Raw genomic sequence first — 17573 nt, forward strand, 5'->3', positions numbered from 1 at the left:
CGGTCGCCGAGTGAGGGCTGAGCCGGGTCGCCACGTCGCGGGCTGTCTCACCGGCATCCGACCCGGGCAGGAGCATCACCGCGCGGTCGCCGTAGGTGGTCACCAGCCCGCCGTCGGCCCGGGCGAGCGACCGGCACTCCGTCTGTAGAGCCCGGGACATCCGCGTCTCGGCGGGGGTGATCACCAGCGCGATCAGGTCGGCGTGGACGTCGACGCCCAGCAGGGTGGCCCTGCGGCCGATCGCTTCCGGGTCGTGATCGCCGGGGGAGAGCAGCTCGGCCAGGAGCTCGCCGCGGACGCGGTTGTCGGCCTCGTCGCGCGCGCGGTGGCCCAGCAGGATCAGCGCGATCACCGAGCTCACCCGCTCCAGCACCCGCCCGATGGACGGGACGGAGCCGCGGCTGGCGTAGGTGACGTACCCGAGGTGGTCGGAGCCGGTGATGACGGGGTTGACCACGACGAGGTGGCCGCCGGACTGCCGGGTTACCATCCGCTCGGTGTCCGCGGCGACCTCGTCCAGGATCCGCCGGAGCAGGTCGACCGGCGGGCCCTCGGTGGACTGCGCGGCCCCGATCTCCCGGTGGGCCAGGTCAAAGACGGCGGCGGTGCCACCCTCGATGTCGATCAGCAGGTCCACGATCTCCGGGACCGTGGCGCCGGCCACCACCAGCCGGGTGAGGCGTTCGTGCAGCTCCACGGTGGCGGCCAGGCGCGTGGAGGTCGCTCGCTCGGCGTCGAGGGCGTCGCGGGTCTCGTCCAGTTCCCGCCTGCGCCGGGAGGAGCGTTCGGCCGCGGTCAGGGCCGCGGAGACCTGGTCGGCCAACAGCGCGAGCAGGGTGATCTCGTCCTGGGTGAAGTCGCGCTCGCGGCGTTCGGAGGTGAACAGCATCCCGGTGAGCCGGCCGTGGGTGCGTACGGGCACACCGAGGATCGCCTTGACTCCCTCGTCCAGGATGATCGGGTCGATGACGTGCGTGTACTGCTCGTCGGCCAGGTAGTTGCGGGTCCAGCGGGGCGCCATCGACTCGGCGACCTGCCCGCCCAGCCCGAGCCCCATGCCCAGCCGGATGGTGTCGAACTTGGGGCTGGTGGCGCCTTCGGCCATGCGCATGTAGGTGTCGCCGCGCTCGGGGTCCAGCAGCATCACGTAGGCCAGGTCGGTGCCCACGAGCTGGCGGGCCTTGCGGATGGCGATGTGCAGGACGGCGTCCTCGTCCTGCGCGGCCGCCAACTCGGCGGCCGCGTCGAGGACGTCCCGCAGCCCCAGCGCCAGGTCGACGGCCACGGTCAGCGGCCGAGGAACTGGGCCTTGCCGGGGCCGGAGTCGATGAACGACTGCATGCCGATCTCCCGGTCCTCGGTGGCGAACAGGGCCGCGAACAGGGCGCGCTCGATGCTCAGGCCGGTGTCCAGATCGACTTCGATGCCGCGGTCGACGGCCTCCTTGACCGCGCGGAGCGCCATGCGGGGCCCGCCCACGAACTGTCGGGCCCACTCGGTCGCGCGGGCGGTGGCCTGACCGTCCGGGACCACCTCTTCCACGGCGCGTAGCTCGAGCGCCTCGGCGGCGGTGAGAGTGCGGCCGGTCAGGCACAGGTCCTTGGCCACCGCGGGGCCGACCAGTCGGGCCAGGCGCTGGGTGCCGCCGGCGCCGGGGATAATGCCCAGCAGGATCTCGGGCTGGCCGAGCTTGGCCTTCTCGGCGGCGATCCGCCGGTCGCAGCACAGCGCCAGCTCCATCCCTCCGCCGAGGGCGGCACCGGTGATCGCGGCGACGGTGGGCTGGGGGATCGCCGCGACCGCGGTGAACGCCGACTGCAACTCGCGGGCCTCGGTGAGCATCTGCCCGTACGGCATCTGCCGCATCTCCTTGATGTCCGCGCCGGCGGCGAAGACGCGCTCGCTGCCGGTGAAGACCACCGCGTCCACGTCGCTGCGCCCCGAGACCTCCTGTGCCACGGCCCGCAGTTCCTCCTGCATTCCGCGGGACAGCGCGTTGACCGGAGGCCGGTTGAGGGTGACCACCGCGAGGCCATCGGTCACGTCGAGGGATAGGAATTCATACATGGGCAGACTCCGAACGTAGGGGGAATCTCCATTGTATGTGAACCAGGCCACTCATACCGTCATGGGGCGAGCTCGCCCGAGTGAGGGGGCTCACAGAGACTGAGGAGTTGAACCCATGCCATCGACCGCCCAGGCACGCCCCTGGCGTCCGCCGCTGGGGCCCGAGGGCTTCCGGTGGGAGATCCCGGACCGATTCAACATCGGCGCCGCGTGCACGGACTCCCATCCACCGGAGTCCCCCGCGATCGTGGTGGACCGCGGCGACGATCCGCCGGAGGTCACCACCTTCGGCGAGCTCGGTGCCCGCGCCCGTCGGCTCATCACCTTCCTGCGTGATCGCGGGGTAGGCGAGGGCGACCGGATCGCCGTGATGTGCGCGCAGTCCGCCGAGACCGCCGTGGCCCACGTGGCCGCCTACCTCATGGGCGCGATCGCGGTCCCGCTCTCGGTGAAGTTCGGACCCGAGGCCGCGCTGTTCAGGATGGGGGACTCGGGAGCGGTGGCGGCCGTGTTCGACGCCGACTGCTACTCCCGTCTTGCGGGGGAACTGGCCGAGCTGCCCGAGCTGCGCACCGTGTTGGTCACCGGCGATGCGGTGCCTGAGGCGACGTCGCCCGCCGCCGGGGTGATGCTGGCGGCGGGAACGGCCCCCGAGGCCACGCCTGAGTCCGGAGCGACGACGACGGGAGCGACGACGACGACGGGAGCGGGTGCGCTCACCGTGCTGCCGCTGTCGGTGACGGACTCGGCCGACCTCGCCGTCGTCGTGCCCGACACCGGACCCGACGACCCCGCCCTCCTCATTTACACCTCCGGAACCACCGGCCAGCCCAAGGGCGCCCTGCACGGGCACCGCGTGGTGCTGGGGCACATGCCCGGAGTGGTCCGCGCGCTCGACGGGTTCCCCCAGAACGCCGCGCCCGGTGGGTCGACCGACGTCTTCTGGACCCCGGCCGACTGGGCGTGGGCCGGCGGGTTGCTCGACGTGCTGCTGCCGAGCCTCTACAGCGGTGTGCCCGTGGTGGCCTCCGCCCGGAGGCCCAGCCCGGAGACCGTGGAGCACATCCTGCGCAGGCACGGCGTGACCTGCTCGTTCCTGCCGCCGACCATCCTCAAGATGATGCGTGCCTCCGACGTGGACTACTCCCGCACCGGGCTACGGGCCGCGTTCTCCGGGGGAGAGGCGCTGGGCGAGGCCGTGGCCGAATGGGCGCGAGAGGCGCTGGGCGTGCAGGTCAACGAGATCTACGGCCAGACCGAGCTCAACCTCATCGTGGGCACGTGCCACGCCGAGTTCGACACCCCGCCCGGCTCGATGGGCCGCCCCACGCCCGGTTTCGATCTGGTTCTGCTGGACGGCCTCGGTGAGCTGGTCGCCACGGGCGAGGTCGGCGAGGTCTGCGTGCGCCTGCCCAGCCCCAACGCGTTTCTGCGCTACTGGAACTCGCCCGACAAGACGGCGGAGAAAACCGCGGGGGGAGTCCTGCACACCGGGGACCTGGCGCGGGTCGACGACGAGGGGAACTTCTGGTTCTCCGGCCGCAACGACGACCTGATCTCGTCGGCCGGCTACCGCGTGGGCCCCGGCGAGATCGAGGACCAGATCCTGCGCCACCCGTCCGTCGAGATGGTGGCCGTGATCGGCGTGCCGGACGAGCTGCGCGGCGAGGCGATCGTCGCGTACGTCGTCCCCGCCGAGGGAGTCAGCGGCACCGACGAGCTCGCCCGCGAGATCCAGGCCCTGGTCAAGGAGCGCCTGGCCTTCTACCAATACCCCCGCGAGGTCCTCTTCCTGGACCAGCTGCCCACCACCAACACCGGCAAGATCCGCCGCGCCAGACTGCGCGCCGATCACGACCGACCGACAGCTGACCCGGCCAGACCAACAGCCGACCCCGCTCGCTCAACAGCCGACCCCGCTCGCCCAACAGCTGACCACGCCCGACCGACCCCTGAGGACCCCTCATGAACAATCCCGTCGTCATAGGCGTCGTGCTCGCCTATTTCGTGCTCATGTTTGCCATCGGCGCGTGGGCCAACACCAAGATGAAGTCGGGCAAGGAGTTCCTCGTCGCGGGGCAGTCCCTGGGCTTCTTCGTGATGGCCATCGCCAGCTTCTCCTCAATCCAGTCCGGCTGGGGAATGGTCGGCGGCACCGGGCAGACGTACGCCTGGGGCCTGCAGGCGCTCATCGCCGTCGGCCTGTTCGCGCCGTTCGGCTTCGCCGCCGCCTGGTTCCTCCTGGGCAGCCGCCTCAACTGGATCGGCAAGAAGCACCGCGTCTACTCGGTGCCCGACCTCATCCGGGTCCGCTTCCAGGACCGCACCTCGCACGCCACCATGTCCGTGGCGGTGTTCATCGCTTCGATTGCGTACATGACCGCGCAGGTCACCTCGATCGGCGTGATCATCTCCTTGCTGCTGGGCACCTCGATCCCGACAAGCGTCTGGATCGGCTCTATGGTGGTGGCCGCGTACACGATGGCCGGCGGCATGCTCGCCGCCGTGTGGACCGACCTGGTGCAGGGCGTGCTCATGGTGGTCATGTCCGTGGGGCTGTTCTTCTTTGCCGTCCAGGTGGCCGGTGGCTGGATCCCCATGCTCGACACCATCTCGGCCGGGAGCGCCGAGATGCTCTCGATCGACGGCGTCCAGGCCCCCACCTACATCTTCGCCTTTGGCCTCCTGATCTTCGTGGGCGCCGTGGGCCAGCCGCAGCTGCTCACCAAGTTCCTCATGCTCCGCGACATGACGCAGCTCAAGTGGGGTGCCGCCGTCGCGGGCATCGCCTACGCCATCACCACCCTGTTCTCGGTGGGCATCGGCCTGGCCACCCGCTCCATGACGATCACCGGCGACGCCCCCGAGATCGAGAGCATCGACGACACCGCCATCTGGTTCCTCGACTCCGTGACCAATCCGATCGTCGGCGGCATCGCGCTGACCGGCCTGCTGGCCGCGATCATGTCCTCGGCCTCGAGCTTCATCACCATCGGCGCCTCATCGATGATGCGCGACCTCCCCGGAGCGTTCGGCATCAAGGTGGTCCGCGAACTGCTGTGGAGCCGACTCGCGAGCCTGACCCTGGTGGTCCTGTCGGTGCTGCTCACCCTGTTCCTCTCGCAGGTGGTGTTCCTGCTCGGCGCGCTGGGCTGGGCCGCCTTCGCCGCGGCGATCGTCGGCCCGGTGGTCATGTCCATCTACTGGCATCGCGCAACGGCCACCGCCGCGACCGTCACCGTGGCATTCGCGATCCTCGGCAACATGATCATCACCTCGCTGGCCGCGCGGGACATCATCTCCGTCCCGGCGTTCATGCAGGTCGGCGGCATCTCACTGATCGTGTCGATCCTGCTGTTCTACGTGGTCTCGCTACTGACCACCAACCGTCACCCCGACGCCACGCTGGAATTCCTGTACGGCGGCCCGAGCGCCGCCACCGACCCCACGCTCACCGGCGCGGCCGCCACGTCCAGCTCGACCGCCGCGTCCACCGAAAGGACCGATCATGTCTGATCCCGCCGCACACGACCGGGGACTCGACCCCGCACGAGATCGGGCATCCGGCCGGGCACTCGACCCCGCAGCCGCCCCCGAACCCGACCACAAGCGCGCCGGGATGCTGATCCACGCCTTTGTGGCAGTAGCCGCGTTCGCGTTGATCGGGATGCTCACCGACACCTGGCAGATGGTGTTCCTGGCCGTACCGCTCTTCGCCGTGATCATGATGCTCCTGGGTTCCCTGCACTCCGACGGCTCCTGGGAGAGGGTGTCGACCATCGCGATCGTCGGCTACTGCGCGGGGCTGGGCGTACTGGTGCTGTGGTCGATCCTCACCGCGAGCGGCGACGCGAGGCTGTGGCGTCTTCCGCGTCCGAACCGAACCCCGTGTGCGTCAGGCCCGCCGGACCCGCGCGGAGACCGACGGCTGACCTCGCCGTATCCGCAATCGGGTGACCTGTCGACCGGATGCGGGCGTCCGAGGGCCGTCTTAGCATTGTGGTGTTCGATCTGACGGCATCTAGGAGTCCGAGTTGATCGACACTGATCCCCTCACACGTCTCCGTGGTGCCACCGTCGCCGAGCCCGACCAAGGTGCGGCGACGGTACCGAAGCTCGACCCACAGGGACGCAGTCCCGGCCACGACAGTGTGTCGGTGGACGTCCCCGACGAGAGGGAAACACCATGAGCAAGTTCACTCTGATCGCAGCCGCTGCAGTTGGGTACGTCCTGGGAAGCCGCGCGGGCCGCGGCCACTACGAGATCGTCAAGGAGCAGGCAACCAAGCTGTGGCAGACGCCGCAGGTCCAGGAAGCCGCGAGCCAGGCCACCGAGTTTGCCAAGGACGCCGCCGAGCAGGTGAAGGACCAGGTCAGCGACCCTTCCGGGCAGAGCGGTGACGGCCCGAGCAGCGACGGGCAGAGCAGCGGGGGACGACACTCCACCGATCAGGCTGACCCCCTCACCTCGCAGTACCCGCCTTCGGGCAGCGGTGACGGTACGACTCCGTGAGCCATCCGGTCGATCCCTCCCCGAGCCGGGTCGGATCCGACGACTAACTCAACAGTCGCGACGGCCCGCCTGAGCGGTGGGCAGGTGCTCGGCGAGGCCCGCCGCCAGTTTGAGCGCTACGAGGACCGACGACGGGGGACACGGCGGGAGGAGCGGCATGAACGTCGAGGGAGCCTGGGAGCGCAACGAGACCGAGGCGCAGCGGATCGACCGCAACTGGATCGAGCTGCTCCAAGAGTTGCGCATGATCCAGACCGGCGGCCAGGTGCTCACGGGCTTTCTGCTGGTGGTGCCGTTCCAGGAGCGCTTCGCTGACATCGGCGGTGTCGGCCGCGCTCTCTACCTGGTGGTGCTGTCACTCGCCCTTGCCTCGACAGTGGTTCTGCTGGCTCCGGTGATGATCCACCGCGCGGTGTTCCGCTCCCACCGGAAGGACCGGGTGCTGCGCCTGTCCGCGATGCTCGCCCGTGTCGGAATGGCGCTCCTGTCGATCGCGATGGTCGGTCTGGTCGCGCTCATCTTCACGTTGGTCCTCGGTGTGGTGCCGGGGATCGGAGCGGCGGTCGTCACCGCGTTCTTCGTGGTGGTGATGCTCATCGTGGTGCCCGCCCGCGTTCTGCGGTATGCCGCGACGAATCCGTATGTCCCCGACTAACGACACGGCACTGCCGGGTGGGTGCGATGGCGACGCACCCGTACTTGTTCGGCGCGGTGGCGCGGCATCGTGTGTCCGGAATGACACGGCGCCTCACCCCTCGGATGGGACAATGGGGTCCGATCTGGCCCGCTACCGCGCCGGGGGAGGTGCTCGTGCCGATGGCGTCGATGGAGATGTACTCCCGTTCCGTTGACCTGCAACAGAACGCTGCCGCCGAACAGGCCCGCACGCGACTCGACGCAGGTCTTCGAGAGTGGTCCGGCCAGCGCACAGCGCTCGCCGCTGATGGGCTCGGACGCAACCCTCTGCGCCGGGTGCCGCGGAGTTGGCCCGAGGTGGCGGCCACGCGGGTGGAGGTCGCGGCGCGGGAGGCCTGCGTGATCGACGAGCAGGGTGCGCACACGGAGGCGTCCCGGCTGCTGTGGTCGGCCACGGCCAAACTCGTCGGTGCCGCGGTGTCCCTGGCGATCCCGCTCTCGATCCTCATCGCGCTGGTGGTGGGGTCATGACGACCCCTTGGGTTCGCGTGGGCGGGCGGTGGACGCCGTGCTGAGGCTCATCGTCCCGGTCCTCGTAGGACTGCTGTTCCTGGCGATGATCGCGGGGTGGCTCTGGTACACCACGTGGCTGGTGCGGTCCGCGATCGACGAGCTCGCGCACCGCCGCCGGCTCAAGGCCGGGGTGGATCCCCTGCAGGTGACGGCCAAGAAGGCACTCGCGTCCGTGGAGGCGGCGCACGACTCGGCCCAGAGGGCCCTGTCGCTGGCGGTCGAGTCCTGGTACGAACTCCGGGACAACCGGGCGGTGGGGACCCCGCTGGTGGAGAAGTTCCCGCGGATCGAGGCCAGGGCCGCGCGGGACCCGGAATTCCTGGACGTCCTCGAGGACGCCGACGCCCTGCTCAACGAGGCCAGTCCCGGGTCGGACTCGATCGACGAGCTCCTCGAACGGACAGCCCGGATGGATGCCCTGAACCTGCGGCTCCGGCACCTGGTCCACCAATACGACGCCGCCGGGAGGCGCGGGTTTGGGCGCTTCTTCTCGTAGCAGGGCCGTCCCCAACTTGGGACACCGCCGGGTTAGACGGAAAGCTCCCGCGTAGTGGTCGTGCTCAGCGCGGAAAATCTGCGGGTTTCGCACGGTAGCCACGACCTAGATCACGGTGAGTGCGACCAGTACGAGAGGGTGCGCGTGGCGAGTGCGATCAGCCTTCCAAGTGGGCCACCCGCGGGCTAGTAGGACTGTTCAGTGCATCGCGCAGTGCATCGCGCAGTGCCTGCGAGGGGCTTATAGATCCCCGGGCAGCTTGTCCCGCCGGATGTCCCGCCACGATGACTGCCGGAGCACGCCATCCTCGGTGAACCCCTGGTGGCGGACCTCCACCACGAGCTTGGGCAACACCCAGATCGCGTCGCGGCGGGCGTCGCTGGGCAGGTCCTCGAGAAACGGACTCGAGCGGCGGCGCAGCGGTTCGAGCTCCTCGAGCAGAGCTTTGCCCTGCCGATCGGTGAAGCCCGTGCCAACGCGGCCGATGTAGGTGAGCCCGGTCTGCGCGGGCAGCCCGAGCAGCAGCGAGCCCAGTGAGCCGGAGCGCCCGCCCTTTCCCGGTCGCCAGCCGCCGACTACGGCCTCGGTGGTGGTGAGCAGCTTCTCCTTGAGCCACGTCTTGGCCCGCCGGCCCGACTGGTAGTGCGAGTCCCGGCGCTTGGCCACGATGCCCTCCCAGCCGAACTCCTCGGCCTCGGCCAGTGCGCGGTCGCCGGGGCCGTCGAGAACCCCCGGCACGTGCACCCGCTCGACCTCCTCAAGTGCCGGCGTCAACAGGTCCAGCACCTCGCGACGCCGATCCCACCGCTCCCGGCGCAGGTCCACACCGTCGAGCCCGAGCACGTCAAAGACGAACAGGTGCACCGGGCCGATCGACGAGTCGTCTCCTTCCGCGGCGGCCTGCTTGGCCAAAGCGGAGAACTCGGGCACGCCGTCCGGGCCCGGCACCACCAGTTCGGCGTCGAGCACCGCCGGCTTCCCGATCGCCTGCGCCAGCCCGGGGAAGCCGTCGGCCAGCCAGTCCATCGGGTTGCCGTTGCGGCTCATTAACCGGCTCTGCCGGCCATCGGTCGCCACGGTCACGCGGTAGCCGTCCCACTTGCCCTCAAAGGCCCACTTGTCCCCGGGCAGGGATGTCACCGACCCCGAGGTGGGGATCATCGGCAGTGGGGGAGCATCGGGGAGGTCGGCCATGTCCGAGTCGCGGATCGCCTTATCGTCTGAGCCGCGGGCAGGAGACTTGTCCGAACCGCGGGAAGTCGACTTATCTGAGCCGCGCGGAGGCGACGTGTCCGAGGCGCCGGAACGATCCTCATCCGAGGGGTAGGACGACTTCGGGTTGTCCCGTCCACCGTAGAAGGAGTCCGGGGACTGGTCCTTCATGTACTGCACGATCCACTGGTTCTTCTCAGCGCTCGTGCGCACCAGCACGTACCGGCCGGAGACCTGCTCGCCGTTGAGCCACACGATGATCTCGTCCTCGCGCCACTTCTCACACTCGTAGGTGCCCTGGTCCCAGATGGTCATGGTCCCGGCGCCGTATTCGCCCTTGGGGATGGTGCCCTCGAAGGTTTCGTAGCCCAGCGGGTGGTCCTCGGTGTTCACGGCCAGCCGCCGGTCCTTGGGCTCGGTCGGCAGGTTCTTGGGCACGGCCCACGAGGCCAGCACGCCGTGGTGTTCGAGCCGCAGGTCAAAGTGCAGACGGCGGGCGTGGTGCTCCTGGATCACGAAGATCGGGCCGTCGCCGTCGGAGCGATCGGTGTCGACCTCGCCGTCGAACGGCTCCGGGGTCTTGCGGCGGTCGCGCTTGCGGCGGTACTCGTCGAGGCTTGTCACTACCGCGTCGGCGTCGGTGGGGCCGGCGTCGCAGCCCTCCTCCGCCGCGGCGCGGGTCGAGTCGTTGCCGCCTGAATCGGAAGCGCCTGAATCGGCACCGCGGGAATCGGCGCTGTCGGATCCGGAACCGCCGCGCTCGGGGTCCCCGTCATCCGATGACGACGACGAGCTCTTCCTGCTGCCCCCCGACTTCTTCTCCCGCGATGCCGACGACTTCTTCGCGGCACCCTTCGTGGACGCGCCGCCCTTCTTCTCGGGTCCCTCCAGCCCTTCGAGCAGGTCGCCCTCGGATTCCAGTCGCTTGAGCATCTCGTCCCAGTGCAGGTGCTTGAGCCCGCCGTCGCCGAGTTCCTCCCACGAGCGCGGGGCCGCGACCCACGGCTCTGCGCGGCCGCGCAGTGAGTAGGGCGCCACGGTGGTCTTGGCGCCGCTGTTCTGGCTCCAGTCCACGAACACCTTGCCGTCGCGTATCGAGCGCTTCATGGTGGCGGTAACCAGGTCCGGGGTCTGCTTGGCCAGCGACTGGGCGATCTGCTTGGCCACCGCGGAGGCGCCCTTGGAGGAGACGGCCTTGTCCAGGCGGGCGTAGAGGTGGATGCCCTTGGATCCGCTGGTCACGGCAAAGGCGTCCAATCCGGCCTCGGAGAGGAGATTTCGGACGCGCAGTGCGACCTTCGCCGTCGTATCCAGGTCCACGTCCTCACCGGGGTCAAGGTCAATGACGATCCGCCGCGTCCGCCCGGGCTCGCCGTCGGACAGTGTCCACTGCGGCACGTGCAGCTCGAGCGCGGCCTGCTGGGCGAACCACGCCAGCGTGGCGGGGGAGTCGAGCACCGGGTAGGTGACCGTGCGGGAGGAGTGCTCGATCGCCACCCGCGACACCCAGTCGGGCGCGTGGGAGGGCAGGTTCTTCTCGAAGAACGACTTGTCCTCGGTTCCGTCGGGCCAGCGCTTGCGCGTCACGGGACGCTGGCCGGCGTACGTCATGAGGTGAGGCGCCACGGCCAGGTAGTACTCCAAAACATCGGCCTTGGTGGTGCCGGTGGCCTCGTAGAGCACCTTGTCGGGGTGGGTGAACCGCACGGTCCGCCCGTCGACCTCGACCGACTCCTTGCCGCCCTTGCTCGCCATGGGTCCACTCTGGCACTTGCGTCGGACAGTGGCGACCGGCTGACCCGCGGTTTCAGGTCGCGCTACCCCGCAGCCGAGGGAAGCCCCATCCGAGAGTGGGAGTCGCACTCTTCATTGCAACTAGAGTGCAAATCAGTTGGATTGATTCGGCGATCTAGGGAAAAATGCCTGCTCGGAACGGGTACTGAGTCGGATGGTCAGTTGCCCTTGATTGCAAAGCGAATTCTCAGAGACTGGTCAGTAGCTCCATCTGTCCAATTGCTCGCGTTGATCAGATCGCCTTCCTGTAGTCCCTAAGGCGAGGACGCCGAGTCCCTGTCGCGGGCCAGTGGATTGGTCTCGCCCCACTGGCGCGGTCGGATATCGTGGAGTGTGAGCACGGCACCATGGGTGTCGGGCGAGTCGCAAGGCCAGGTGCACCTGGGGCAGACCGGGACCCTGGTCTTGCGCATGTCTAGAGTCGGCCAGCTGTAGGGATCTACTGCGGGCAAGCATTGCTCCAGACCCGCAATCCCTCGTTGCGGGCGAGTGCCCCTATGGTGCATCTGCTCTCAATTGTCGGAAACCAGTCGCAGTCGCGGGCCCAGTCGGGGATCGTCCGGAAACGTGTTCCATGGCGATGTTTCGATGATGACCGGCAGTTCGCTTTCAGCAAGTCTGTCGCTGAACAATGCAAGGGTCTCACCACGTTGTGTAGCTGCGGGAGCGACGAGCCCATGAAAGCCCTGTTGATGAGCGGCCGCCGCCACCTCTTGGCACGCTGTGTAGGCGTGGCGATCCTCTGTCCCAGACTGCATTTGTCTGAGAGCTAATCCGACTTCGGCCCTTGCGCTGGCACTTCGGAGGTCTAGAACGTCGCCAACATCGACCTTGGCAGTCACCATCGCGCGCGGCGCGAGGTGATGGCGGATGTCCGGATCGTCAACCACGGGGTCAACCAGATGCCTGTAGGCCTCGACGATCACCGAATCCGTCGGTCTCCCTAGGTATAGAACTGGGAACCCCCGGTCGCGACCCCACCGCGAGTATGAGGTCCGGCCTTCCATGGCCCGATCACTAAAGCGAGCGGGCAGATGGCGGTGCCATTCCCCGGCGATCCTCACGGGTGACTGACCGGCGAGCCGATTGGCAAGAGAGTCCATGTCGACTCACATACCCCCCGCGATCCGAGTGACCTCTTGGAGAACGGCATCGATCTGTCCGTCCTCGAGCAAGTCGATTGGTCGACGCAGGTCCAAGTTTCGGTTTCGCGAGTTCAACCATATTTTTATCCCCTCACGTGTATAAGTCTCGCCCAGCAGCCGCACGATGAGCTGGACGTCGAGGAGTCGCTGTGCCCGGACCCCCGTCGGCTTACTGGTGCCCGCCACCCATGTCTGCACGGTGCGCTCTGCTGCACCAACCACTTTGCCGAGTTCGGTGCGGCTGATGCCGGAGTCGGCCACCTCTTCGAGAATTCGGAGGTACGTCAGCGACCCTCCAGCTTCGCCGGCGCGGCCCGCCGTGCGCCCACTAGTCCCTGCCAATTTCTGTCCTCCAGCTCGCGTCGACTTTTTTCCCCGGTGTCCCTTGTGGTCTGTCATTTTAGACTGCCTCGCCCTCGGAGACGCGTGCTTTCTGCGGTCAGTTTGCATCTTTTTCTGCGGTCTTGACTGCAGTCGATGCTACTCTCGGAACGAAAGAAAGGACGCGGGACATGCCTGCTTCGGTGCGCAAGCCATCCGATCGATCGCAGCTGACCATCCGAGTCGGAGCAACGGACGACACGTTCGTGCGAAGGGTCTACGGGTTGACCCCAGGGCGAGCGGCGGCGATGCACCGACCGGCCCGGCTCGTGGTGGACGCGCATGTGCCCACAAAACCGGGAGGGCAACTGCTCGCTAGGACCGCGCGAGAAGCCGGAGTCCCCTTCCTTGTCGATCCGGAGACGTACTTTCTTCAAGACCGTCAGGATCCGAGCGCCCCTTGGTGCGCGGTTCCGTTCGCGGATGCAAAAGAGTACTCGCCGGCAGATCTCATGAGCGTCGCCGTTCGCGCCGAGTTGGTTGAGTCCGTAGTCAACTACCAGATCCTTCATGGCGCTACGGCGATCATTGCGCCGTACGTTCACGTCGAGAGGCCAGCACCCGGCTGGGTTCAGGTACAGGCGGGCCTATGGCGACAGACCGCCGAGTATCTTCAACGCGCCGGAGTAAATCTGCCAGTAATTGCTGTCATCGCTGTCGGGTGGCGCTGTCTCAATCCGTCGCGAGGCATCCCCGCGCTGAGAGATATGTGGGACTCGCTTACGGCACTCGCGCCGGACGAGGTGGCCCTAGCTGCGTCGAAAGTTCATGTCGGGCCGAACGCCCCGGATCGCGTCGCCGAGTTGCTGATGCTAGTTCGAGACCTTTCAGCTCGGTACCCGGTCACTATGTGGCAGCAAGGTCTACTCGGTGAGGTCTGTGTTATTGAAGGCGCGATTGGCTACGAATGTGGAATTGGTCGGCGAGACAAGTGCGATCTGCAGAGCCGTAAGAGTCAGCATCGATCCATCCGCAGTGGACCGGCCGCCCCGAGACATGTGTACATCAGCGACCTCGGTAGAGGCGTGCCGAAACGTCGCTTGGAACTGGCCCGGGCCAACCGAACCGTGTGGCCTCTGCTTGTATGCCCGTTTCCCGACTGCTGCAGCGCAGGCGGTGAGGATTTGCTCGGAGATGCTCGACAACACGAGGTTGTTGCCCGAGCGCGAGAGCTTGAACAGCTCGATAGCACTCACGCCACACAGTGGAAGTGGAACCGGCTTGCCCAGCGGCTTGGCGATGGGCTGATCATTGCGGAAAGGCTTAACCGCCTCGCCCCCGTCTCGCCCGGAGTACCGCAAGTCGACTTAGTGAGCCTCCGGTCCCTGCACAGTGTCGCAAACGTTCGACGCGTCCGCCGGACGAAAGCTCGACGAACCGCGTAGTGCTTCCGAATTCACCTGCCGGTACATCACCGCGTGAAGTCGATGACCAGCCGTCCGCGCGTTCCGCCGGCTTCGAGACGCTCGTGGGCTCGCCCCGCGTCATCAGGCGAGTAGCTGTCCGCAACACGGAGGGTGACCACGCCGTCTTCCGCCAACTGCCGCAGCTCATCGAGCTTGCCCTGCTCCTCGGCCATATCCGCCACGCTCACGGCATGAACCGTCAGGTCGCGGCTGCCGTCGCCCTGGTACCACCGCACCGTCGCGACGCCCCCGCCGGTCTTGACCGCGGGGAGTACGGCCGCGTCCTGCACGGCTCCGTCGAAGAGGCCATCGACGCCGTCGGGGTAGAGCTCGAGAATGCGGTCGGCGACGCCGTCTCCTCGCCTGACTATTCTGTCGGCGCCGAGCGACCGGACAAGCTCTTCGTCCGCCTCGGACGCATCGGCAACAACGGTGAGGCCGGCGTGCTTGGCCAGCTGCACGACGTAGCCACCGGTCGATCCAGCCGCTCCGGTGACCGCCAGAGTCTGTCCGGGCTCGAGATCAAGGAGGTCGAGTGCGCGCCGAGCGGTGAGGCCGTTCATCGGGAGCGTCGACGCGGCGACGTCGTCGGTGTCGCGGGGTGCGGAGGCGATCGACTGTGCGGGCAGGACGATGTCCTCGCGATACGCACCGTGCTCGTCGCGGGGCACCACGATCCCCATCACCCGGTCGCCGACCGACAGGGAGGTCGCGGCGTCCTCGCCGATCTCGACGAGTGTGCCGGCGATGTCCATGCCCGGGACATCTGCAGCTCCGCGCGGAGTTCCGGTCTTCGACCGAGAACCGTTGCGCGTGTAGGTGTCGGTGGGGTTGATTGTTGCGGCCGTGACTCGCACGCGAACCTCGCTCGGCCCGAGCTCCTGGGCCGGGACGTCAACGACCTGCAGAGCGTCCGGGCCCCCGTAGGTCGTCACTCCGACGGCGCGGACGGGGCCAGCTGAGACGCTCATTGTTTCTCTTTTCCGCAGAACCGGCGAAAAACGGGGCGGTTCCGCTTGATTGTTGACACGAGTGACTACGTGTCCGCATGGTAACCGCGCACCCGTTCAGACCGCCGCGGCCAAGCCCCCGAGCCCCGCCCCGGCAGCATCAGCGCGCCAGCGGTCACCACCACCAGAGCACCCCGGCGGACCGCCGCCAGCAGATCGGGCCAGAGCGCTCAGCCCCTCCGCCGGAACTGCTGGGCGGCGCGGAGGGCCGCGTCGACGTCCAGACCTCGCCCGCCCAGGAGCGCCTGCGCCGTGTCGGCGCTGAGGTCGGGGCATTCTGCGAGCATCCGGTCGAGGTCCCGCGGGTCGGGGTCTGCCGCGGCCGGGCGGCCCCCGACGGACATCGTGAGTTGGTCGAAGATCTGCCTGAGTACGAGTCGGTCGTCGAGGAGCGGCAGGTTCAGGGAGGTGAAGCCGTCGTCGGCGCTGTAGTCGGCGCGCGTCCACGTGCCGCAGTCGTATCCGTAGATGAATCCGATCCACATGCCGTGGGTATCGATGCGCTCGAGGTAGTCACCGATCGCCTCCGCCCACCACGGGGGACAGCCGGCCAGGAGGTCGGTCTCGGGCTCCCCGAAGTACTCCGCGGCGGCGCGGAAGTACGTGGTGGAGTACTCGTGGTCGTGGCCGAGGAGCACTGCCCGCTCGTCACTGACAAAGCGGATATCGGCCCAGTTGCCGCCGCCGTCGTCGTAGTGCCAGGTGGAGCCGTCCGAGTAGGCGGACTCCGCCCAGCGCGGCCCGTACGCGGCGAGCACCGCGGCCAGTGCGGACCACCGTGGGGCCATCGTGTCGGGGCGCGGAAGCTCGATTTCTCTCACGAGACGATTCTGGACGACGGAAGACCATTGTGGAGCCGTCATATCGGAAACCGGCGTCGACCTCGAACGGCGCAGTCCGGACCTATCGCGCCGCCTCGTCCGGCGGTGTGGTGTGCGCCACACCGCTGCTACCATCGGCCGGGCAGGCGCGAACGGCGCCACGTCACGACACGTACCCGCCCGAAAGGACGTCCACCATGGGTTCAGATGCACTCGGCTCGCTCGGCTCCCTCGCTATCGGATCGCTCGCGGCCCCCATCCTGGGATCGCTCGGCCTCGGCTCGCTGCTCCAGGGGGCCAGCAGTGGCAACGGCAGCGGCGCCGACTCGCTGACCGGAATGCTGCCCACCGATCTCCTCGGCGGCATCTCCTGACAAGTCGGTCTCTCCTGACCAGCTGAAAGGCCGGGCAGACCTCGGACCCAAGACCCCGGACCGCACCCGCGGCCCGGGGTCTTTCTGCGTTCCCACCGCGGTCCGGCCCACTGCGACTCAGATCACCCCGGCCACGCTCCCGACGCCTCGCACGAGGAGCGCGAGGGCGCCGGCCGTCACCACCACCACGGCGACCCTGCGTCCCGCCGTCGCGGTGACCCGCTTCGCCACGAGTCCGCCGAGGAGGAGGCCGACCGGCACCATCGCCACGACGAGCCCGATCACCGGCAGCGGCGGTAGTCCGGAGATCGGCGCGGCGCCCAGGCCGACCTTGGTGATGACCGAGGTCAATCCCATGGTGAAGAAGATGGGTTGCAGGGTCGCCGCGAAGGACCGTTGGTTCCAGTTGGTGGCCTGTGCGTAGACCAGCATCGCGGGCGCGGCCACGCCCACGGCGGTGTTGAGGAACCCCCCTGCCGTGCCGGCCACCGCGGCCGGCACGGCACCGCTGACGGGCGGGATGCGTACGAGGGCTGTCATCAGCAGCGTGCCTATCAGGGCGGCCCCGATGATCACCTCGAGCCAGCTGCGGTCGGCGGCGCCGACCAGGAGCGCACCGGGCACGGATCCCACGACGATCAGGGGCGCGAGGTGGCGGTACCGGCGCCAGTCGATGTCGCGGCGGAGCGTGATCCCGATGAGCACGGCGGAGACGGTGGTGGTGACGTTGGTCAGCAGTACTCCGGCGACGGGCCCGAGGAGCAGGGTGAGGGTGGGTGCCACCACCAGCCCGACCCCCATCCCGCTGACGCGCTGCAGGACCGTGCCCAGGATGACGGACGCCGCCGCGACCAGCAGGAGGAGGGGACCGACGTCGGCGGGCATGGACCACAGCATTCCAGGTGCGCCTGACTGCGACCGGCGGCGCCACGCGCCCCGATATCGCATACTCATCCCATGCGATCCATCTGGAAGGGCGAGGTCTCCTTTGGTCTGGTGAACGTGCCGGTCAAGGTGTATTCGGCGACGGAGGACCACGACCTGCACGCTCGGCAGGTCGACAAGAAGGACGGCGTGCGCATCCGCTACAAGAAGGTGCGTGACGACAACGGTGAGGAGGTCGAGTTCTCCGACATCGCCAAGGC

General features: G+C 68.2%; 18 protein-coding genes. 9 read left to right on the top strand and 9 right to left on the bottom strand.

Features of this window, described 5'->3' with window-relative positions:
• Window positions 1–1285 (bottom strand): GAF domain-containing protein (locus G6021_RS15745; protein WP_182641696.1); only part of this gene is annotated, 1285 nt, incomplete at its 3' end.
• Window positions 1286–1287: 2 nt separating this feature from the next.
• Window positions 1288–2067, bottom strand: a complete 780-nt coding sequence (locus G6021_RS15750) for an enoyl-CoA hydratase-related protein (RefSeq protein WP_107745751.1) — start codon at window positions 2065–2067, stop codon at window positions 1288–1290.
• A gap of 115 nt (window positions 2068–2182) precedes the next feature.
• On the opposite strand from G6021_RS15750, the gene G6021_RS15755 reads away from it, so the two are divergent.
• The 7 genes from G6021_RS15755 (at window position 2183) to G6021_RS15785 (ending at window position 8285) form a co-directional block, all read left to right on the top strand.
• Window positions 2183–4036: an AMP-binding protein gene (locus G6021_RS15755; RefSeq protein WP_182617183.1), complete on the top strand. Its 1854-nt coding sequence runs from the start codon at window positions 2183–2185 to the stop codon at window positions 4034–4036.
• Window positions 4033–5583 carry a sodium:solute symporter gene (locus G6021_RS15760; protein WP_182641697.1) on the top strand — a complete coding sequence of 517 codons (1551 nt, stop codon included), beginning with the start codon at window positions 4033–4035 and terminating at the stop codon, window positions 5581–5583. The genes G6021_RS15755 and G6021_RS15760 overlap by 4 nt, the downstream gene beginning before the upstream one ends.
• Window positions 5576–6082 carry a hypothetical protein gene (locus tag G6021_RS17635; RefSeq protein WP_241736613.1) on the top strand — a complete coding sequence of 169 codons (507 nt, stop codon included), beginning with the start codon at window positions 5576–5578 and terminating at the stop codon, window positions 6080–6082. Before G6021_RS15760 ends, G6021_RS17635 begins: the two co-directional genes overlap by 8 nt.
• Before the next feature lie 171 nt (window positions 6083–6253).
• Window positions 6254–6580: a YtxH domain-containing protein gene (locus tag G6021_RS15770; RefSeq protein WP_182617179.1), complete on the top strand. Its 327-nt coding sequence runs from the start codon at window positions 6254–6256 to the stop codon at window positions 6578–6580.
• Window positions 6581–6737: 157 nt separating this feature from the next.
• Window positions 6738–7235 carry a DUF6328 family protein gene (locus G6021_RS15775; protein ID WP_182617177.1) on the top strand — a complete coding sequence of 166 codons (498 nt, stop codon included), beginning with the start codon at window positions 6738–6740 and terminating at the stop codon, window positions 7233–7235.
• 161 nt (window positions 7236–7396) lie between these two features.
• A complete protein-coding gene (locus G6021_RS15780) occupies window positions 7397–7747 on the top strand; it encodes a hypothetical protein (RefSeq protein ID WP_182617176.1) in 351 nt (116 codons plus the stop codon).
• A gap of 28 nt (window positions 7748–7775) precedes the next feature.
• The gene (locus tag G6021_RS15785; protein WP_347238986.1) at window positions 7776–8285 is read left to right on the top strand and encodes a hypothetical protein; all 510 of its coding nucleotides are present in this window, start codon (window positions 7776–7778) and stop codon (window positions 8283–8285) included.
• Window positions 8286–8525: 240 nt separating this feature from the next.
• Here G6021_RS15785 and G6021_RS15790 read toward each other — a convergent pair whose 3' ends face one another.
• The 6 genes from G6021_RS15790 to G6021_RS15815 all read right to left on the bottom strand — a co-directional run bounded on the left by G6021_RS15790 (window position 8526) and on the right by G6021_RS15815 (window position 16054).
• Entirely contained in the window at window positions 8526–11252 is a 2727-nt protein-coding gene (locus G6021_RS15790) for an ATP-dependent DNA ligase (RefSeq protein ID WP_182641698.1), read from the bottom strand.
• A gap of 551 nt (window positions 11253–11803) precedes the next feature.
• A complete protein-coding gene (locus G6021_RS15795; protein ID WP_182618158.1) occupies window positions 11804–12394 on the bottom strand; it encodes an RES family NAD+ phosphorylase in 591 nt (196 codons plus the stop codon).
• 6 nt (window positions 12395–12400) lie between these two features.
• Window positions 12401–12697, bottom strand: coding sequence for an antitoxin Xre/MbcA/ParS toxin-binding domain-containing protein (locus G6021_RS15800; protein WP_182618156.1), 297 nt, complete (start codon window positions 12695–12697; stop codon window positions 12401–12403).
• Between the two features lie 983 nt (window positions 12698–13680).
• Window positions 13681–14013, bottom strand: a complete 333-nt coding sequence (locus tag G6021_RS15805) for a hypothetical protein (RefSeq protein ID WP_182641699.1) — start codon at window positions 14011–14013, stop codon at window positions 13681–13683.
• 215 nt (window positions 14014–14228) lie between these two features.
• A complete protein-coding gene (locus G6021_RS15810) occupies window positions 14229–15194 on the bottom strand; it encodes an NADP-dependent oxidoreductase (RefSeq protein ID WP_182641700.1) in 966 nt (321 codons plus the stop codon).
• Window positions 15195–15403: 209 nt separating this feature from the next.
• Window positions 15404–16054, bottom strand: coding sequence for a hypothetical protein (locus G6021_RS15815; protein ID WP_308161422.1), 651 nt, complete (start codon window positions 16052–16054; stop codon window positions 15404–15406).
• 197 nt (window positions 16055–16251) lie between these two features.
• On the opposite strand from G6021_RS15815, the gene G6021_RS15820 reads away from it, so the two are divergent.
• On the top strand, window positions 16252–16428 hold the full coding sequence (locus G6021_RS15820) for a hypothetical protein (RefSeq protein WP_182618152.1): 177 nt from the start codon (window positions 16252–16254) through the stop codon (window positions 16426–16428).
• 117 nt (window positions 16429–16545) lie between these two features.
• On the opposite strand, the gene G6021_RS15825 is transcribed toward G6021_RS15820, so the two are convergent.
• Complete coding sequence (locus tag G6021_RS15825) at window positions 16546–17313, bottom strand: sulfite exporter TauE/SafE family protein (RefSeq protein ID WP_241736615.1); 768 nt, start codon at window positions 17311–17313, stop codon at window positions 16546–16548.
• 72 nt (window positions 17314–17385) lie between these two features.
• Here G6021_RS15825 and G6021_RS15830 point away from each other — a divergent pair.
• Window positions 17386–17573, top strand: a 188-nt coding sequence (locus tag G6021_RS15830; protein WP_347238987.1) for a Ku protein, incomplete at its 3' end; no start/stop codon positions are given.

Origin of the sequence: Dietzia sp. CW19 (genome assembly GCF_014145265.1) — a bacterium.
In the GTDB taxonomy this organism is placed as follows: Bacteria; Actinomycetota; Actinomycetes; order Mycobacteriales; family Mycobacteriaceae; genus Dietzia; species Dietzia natronolimnaea.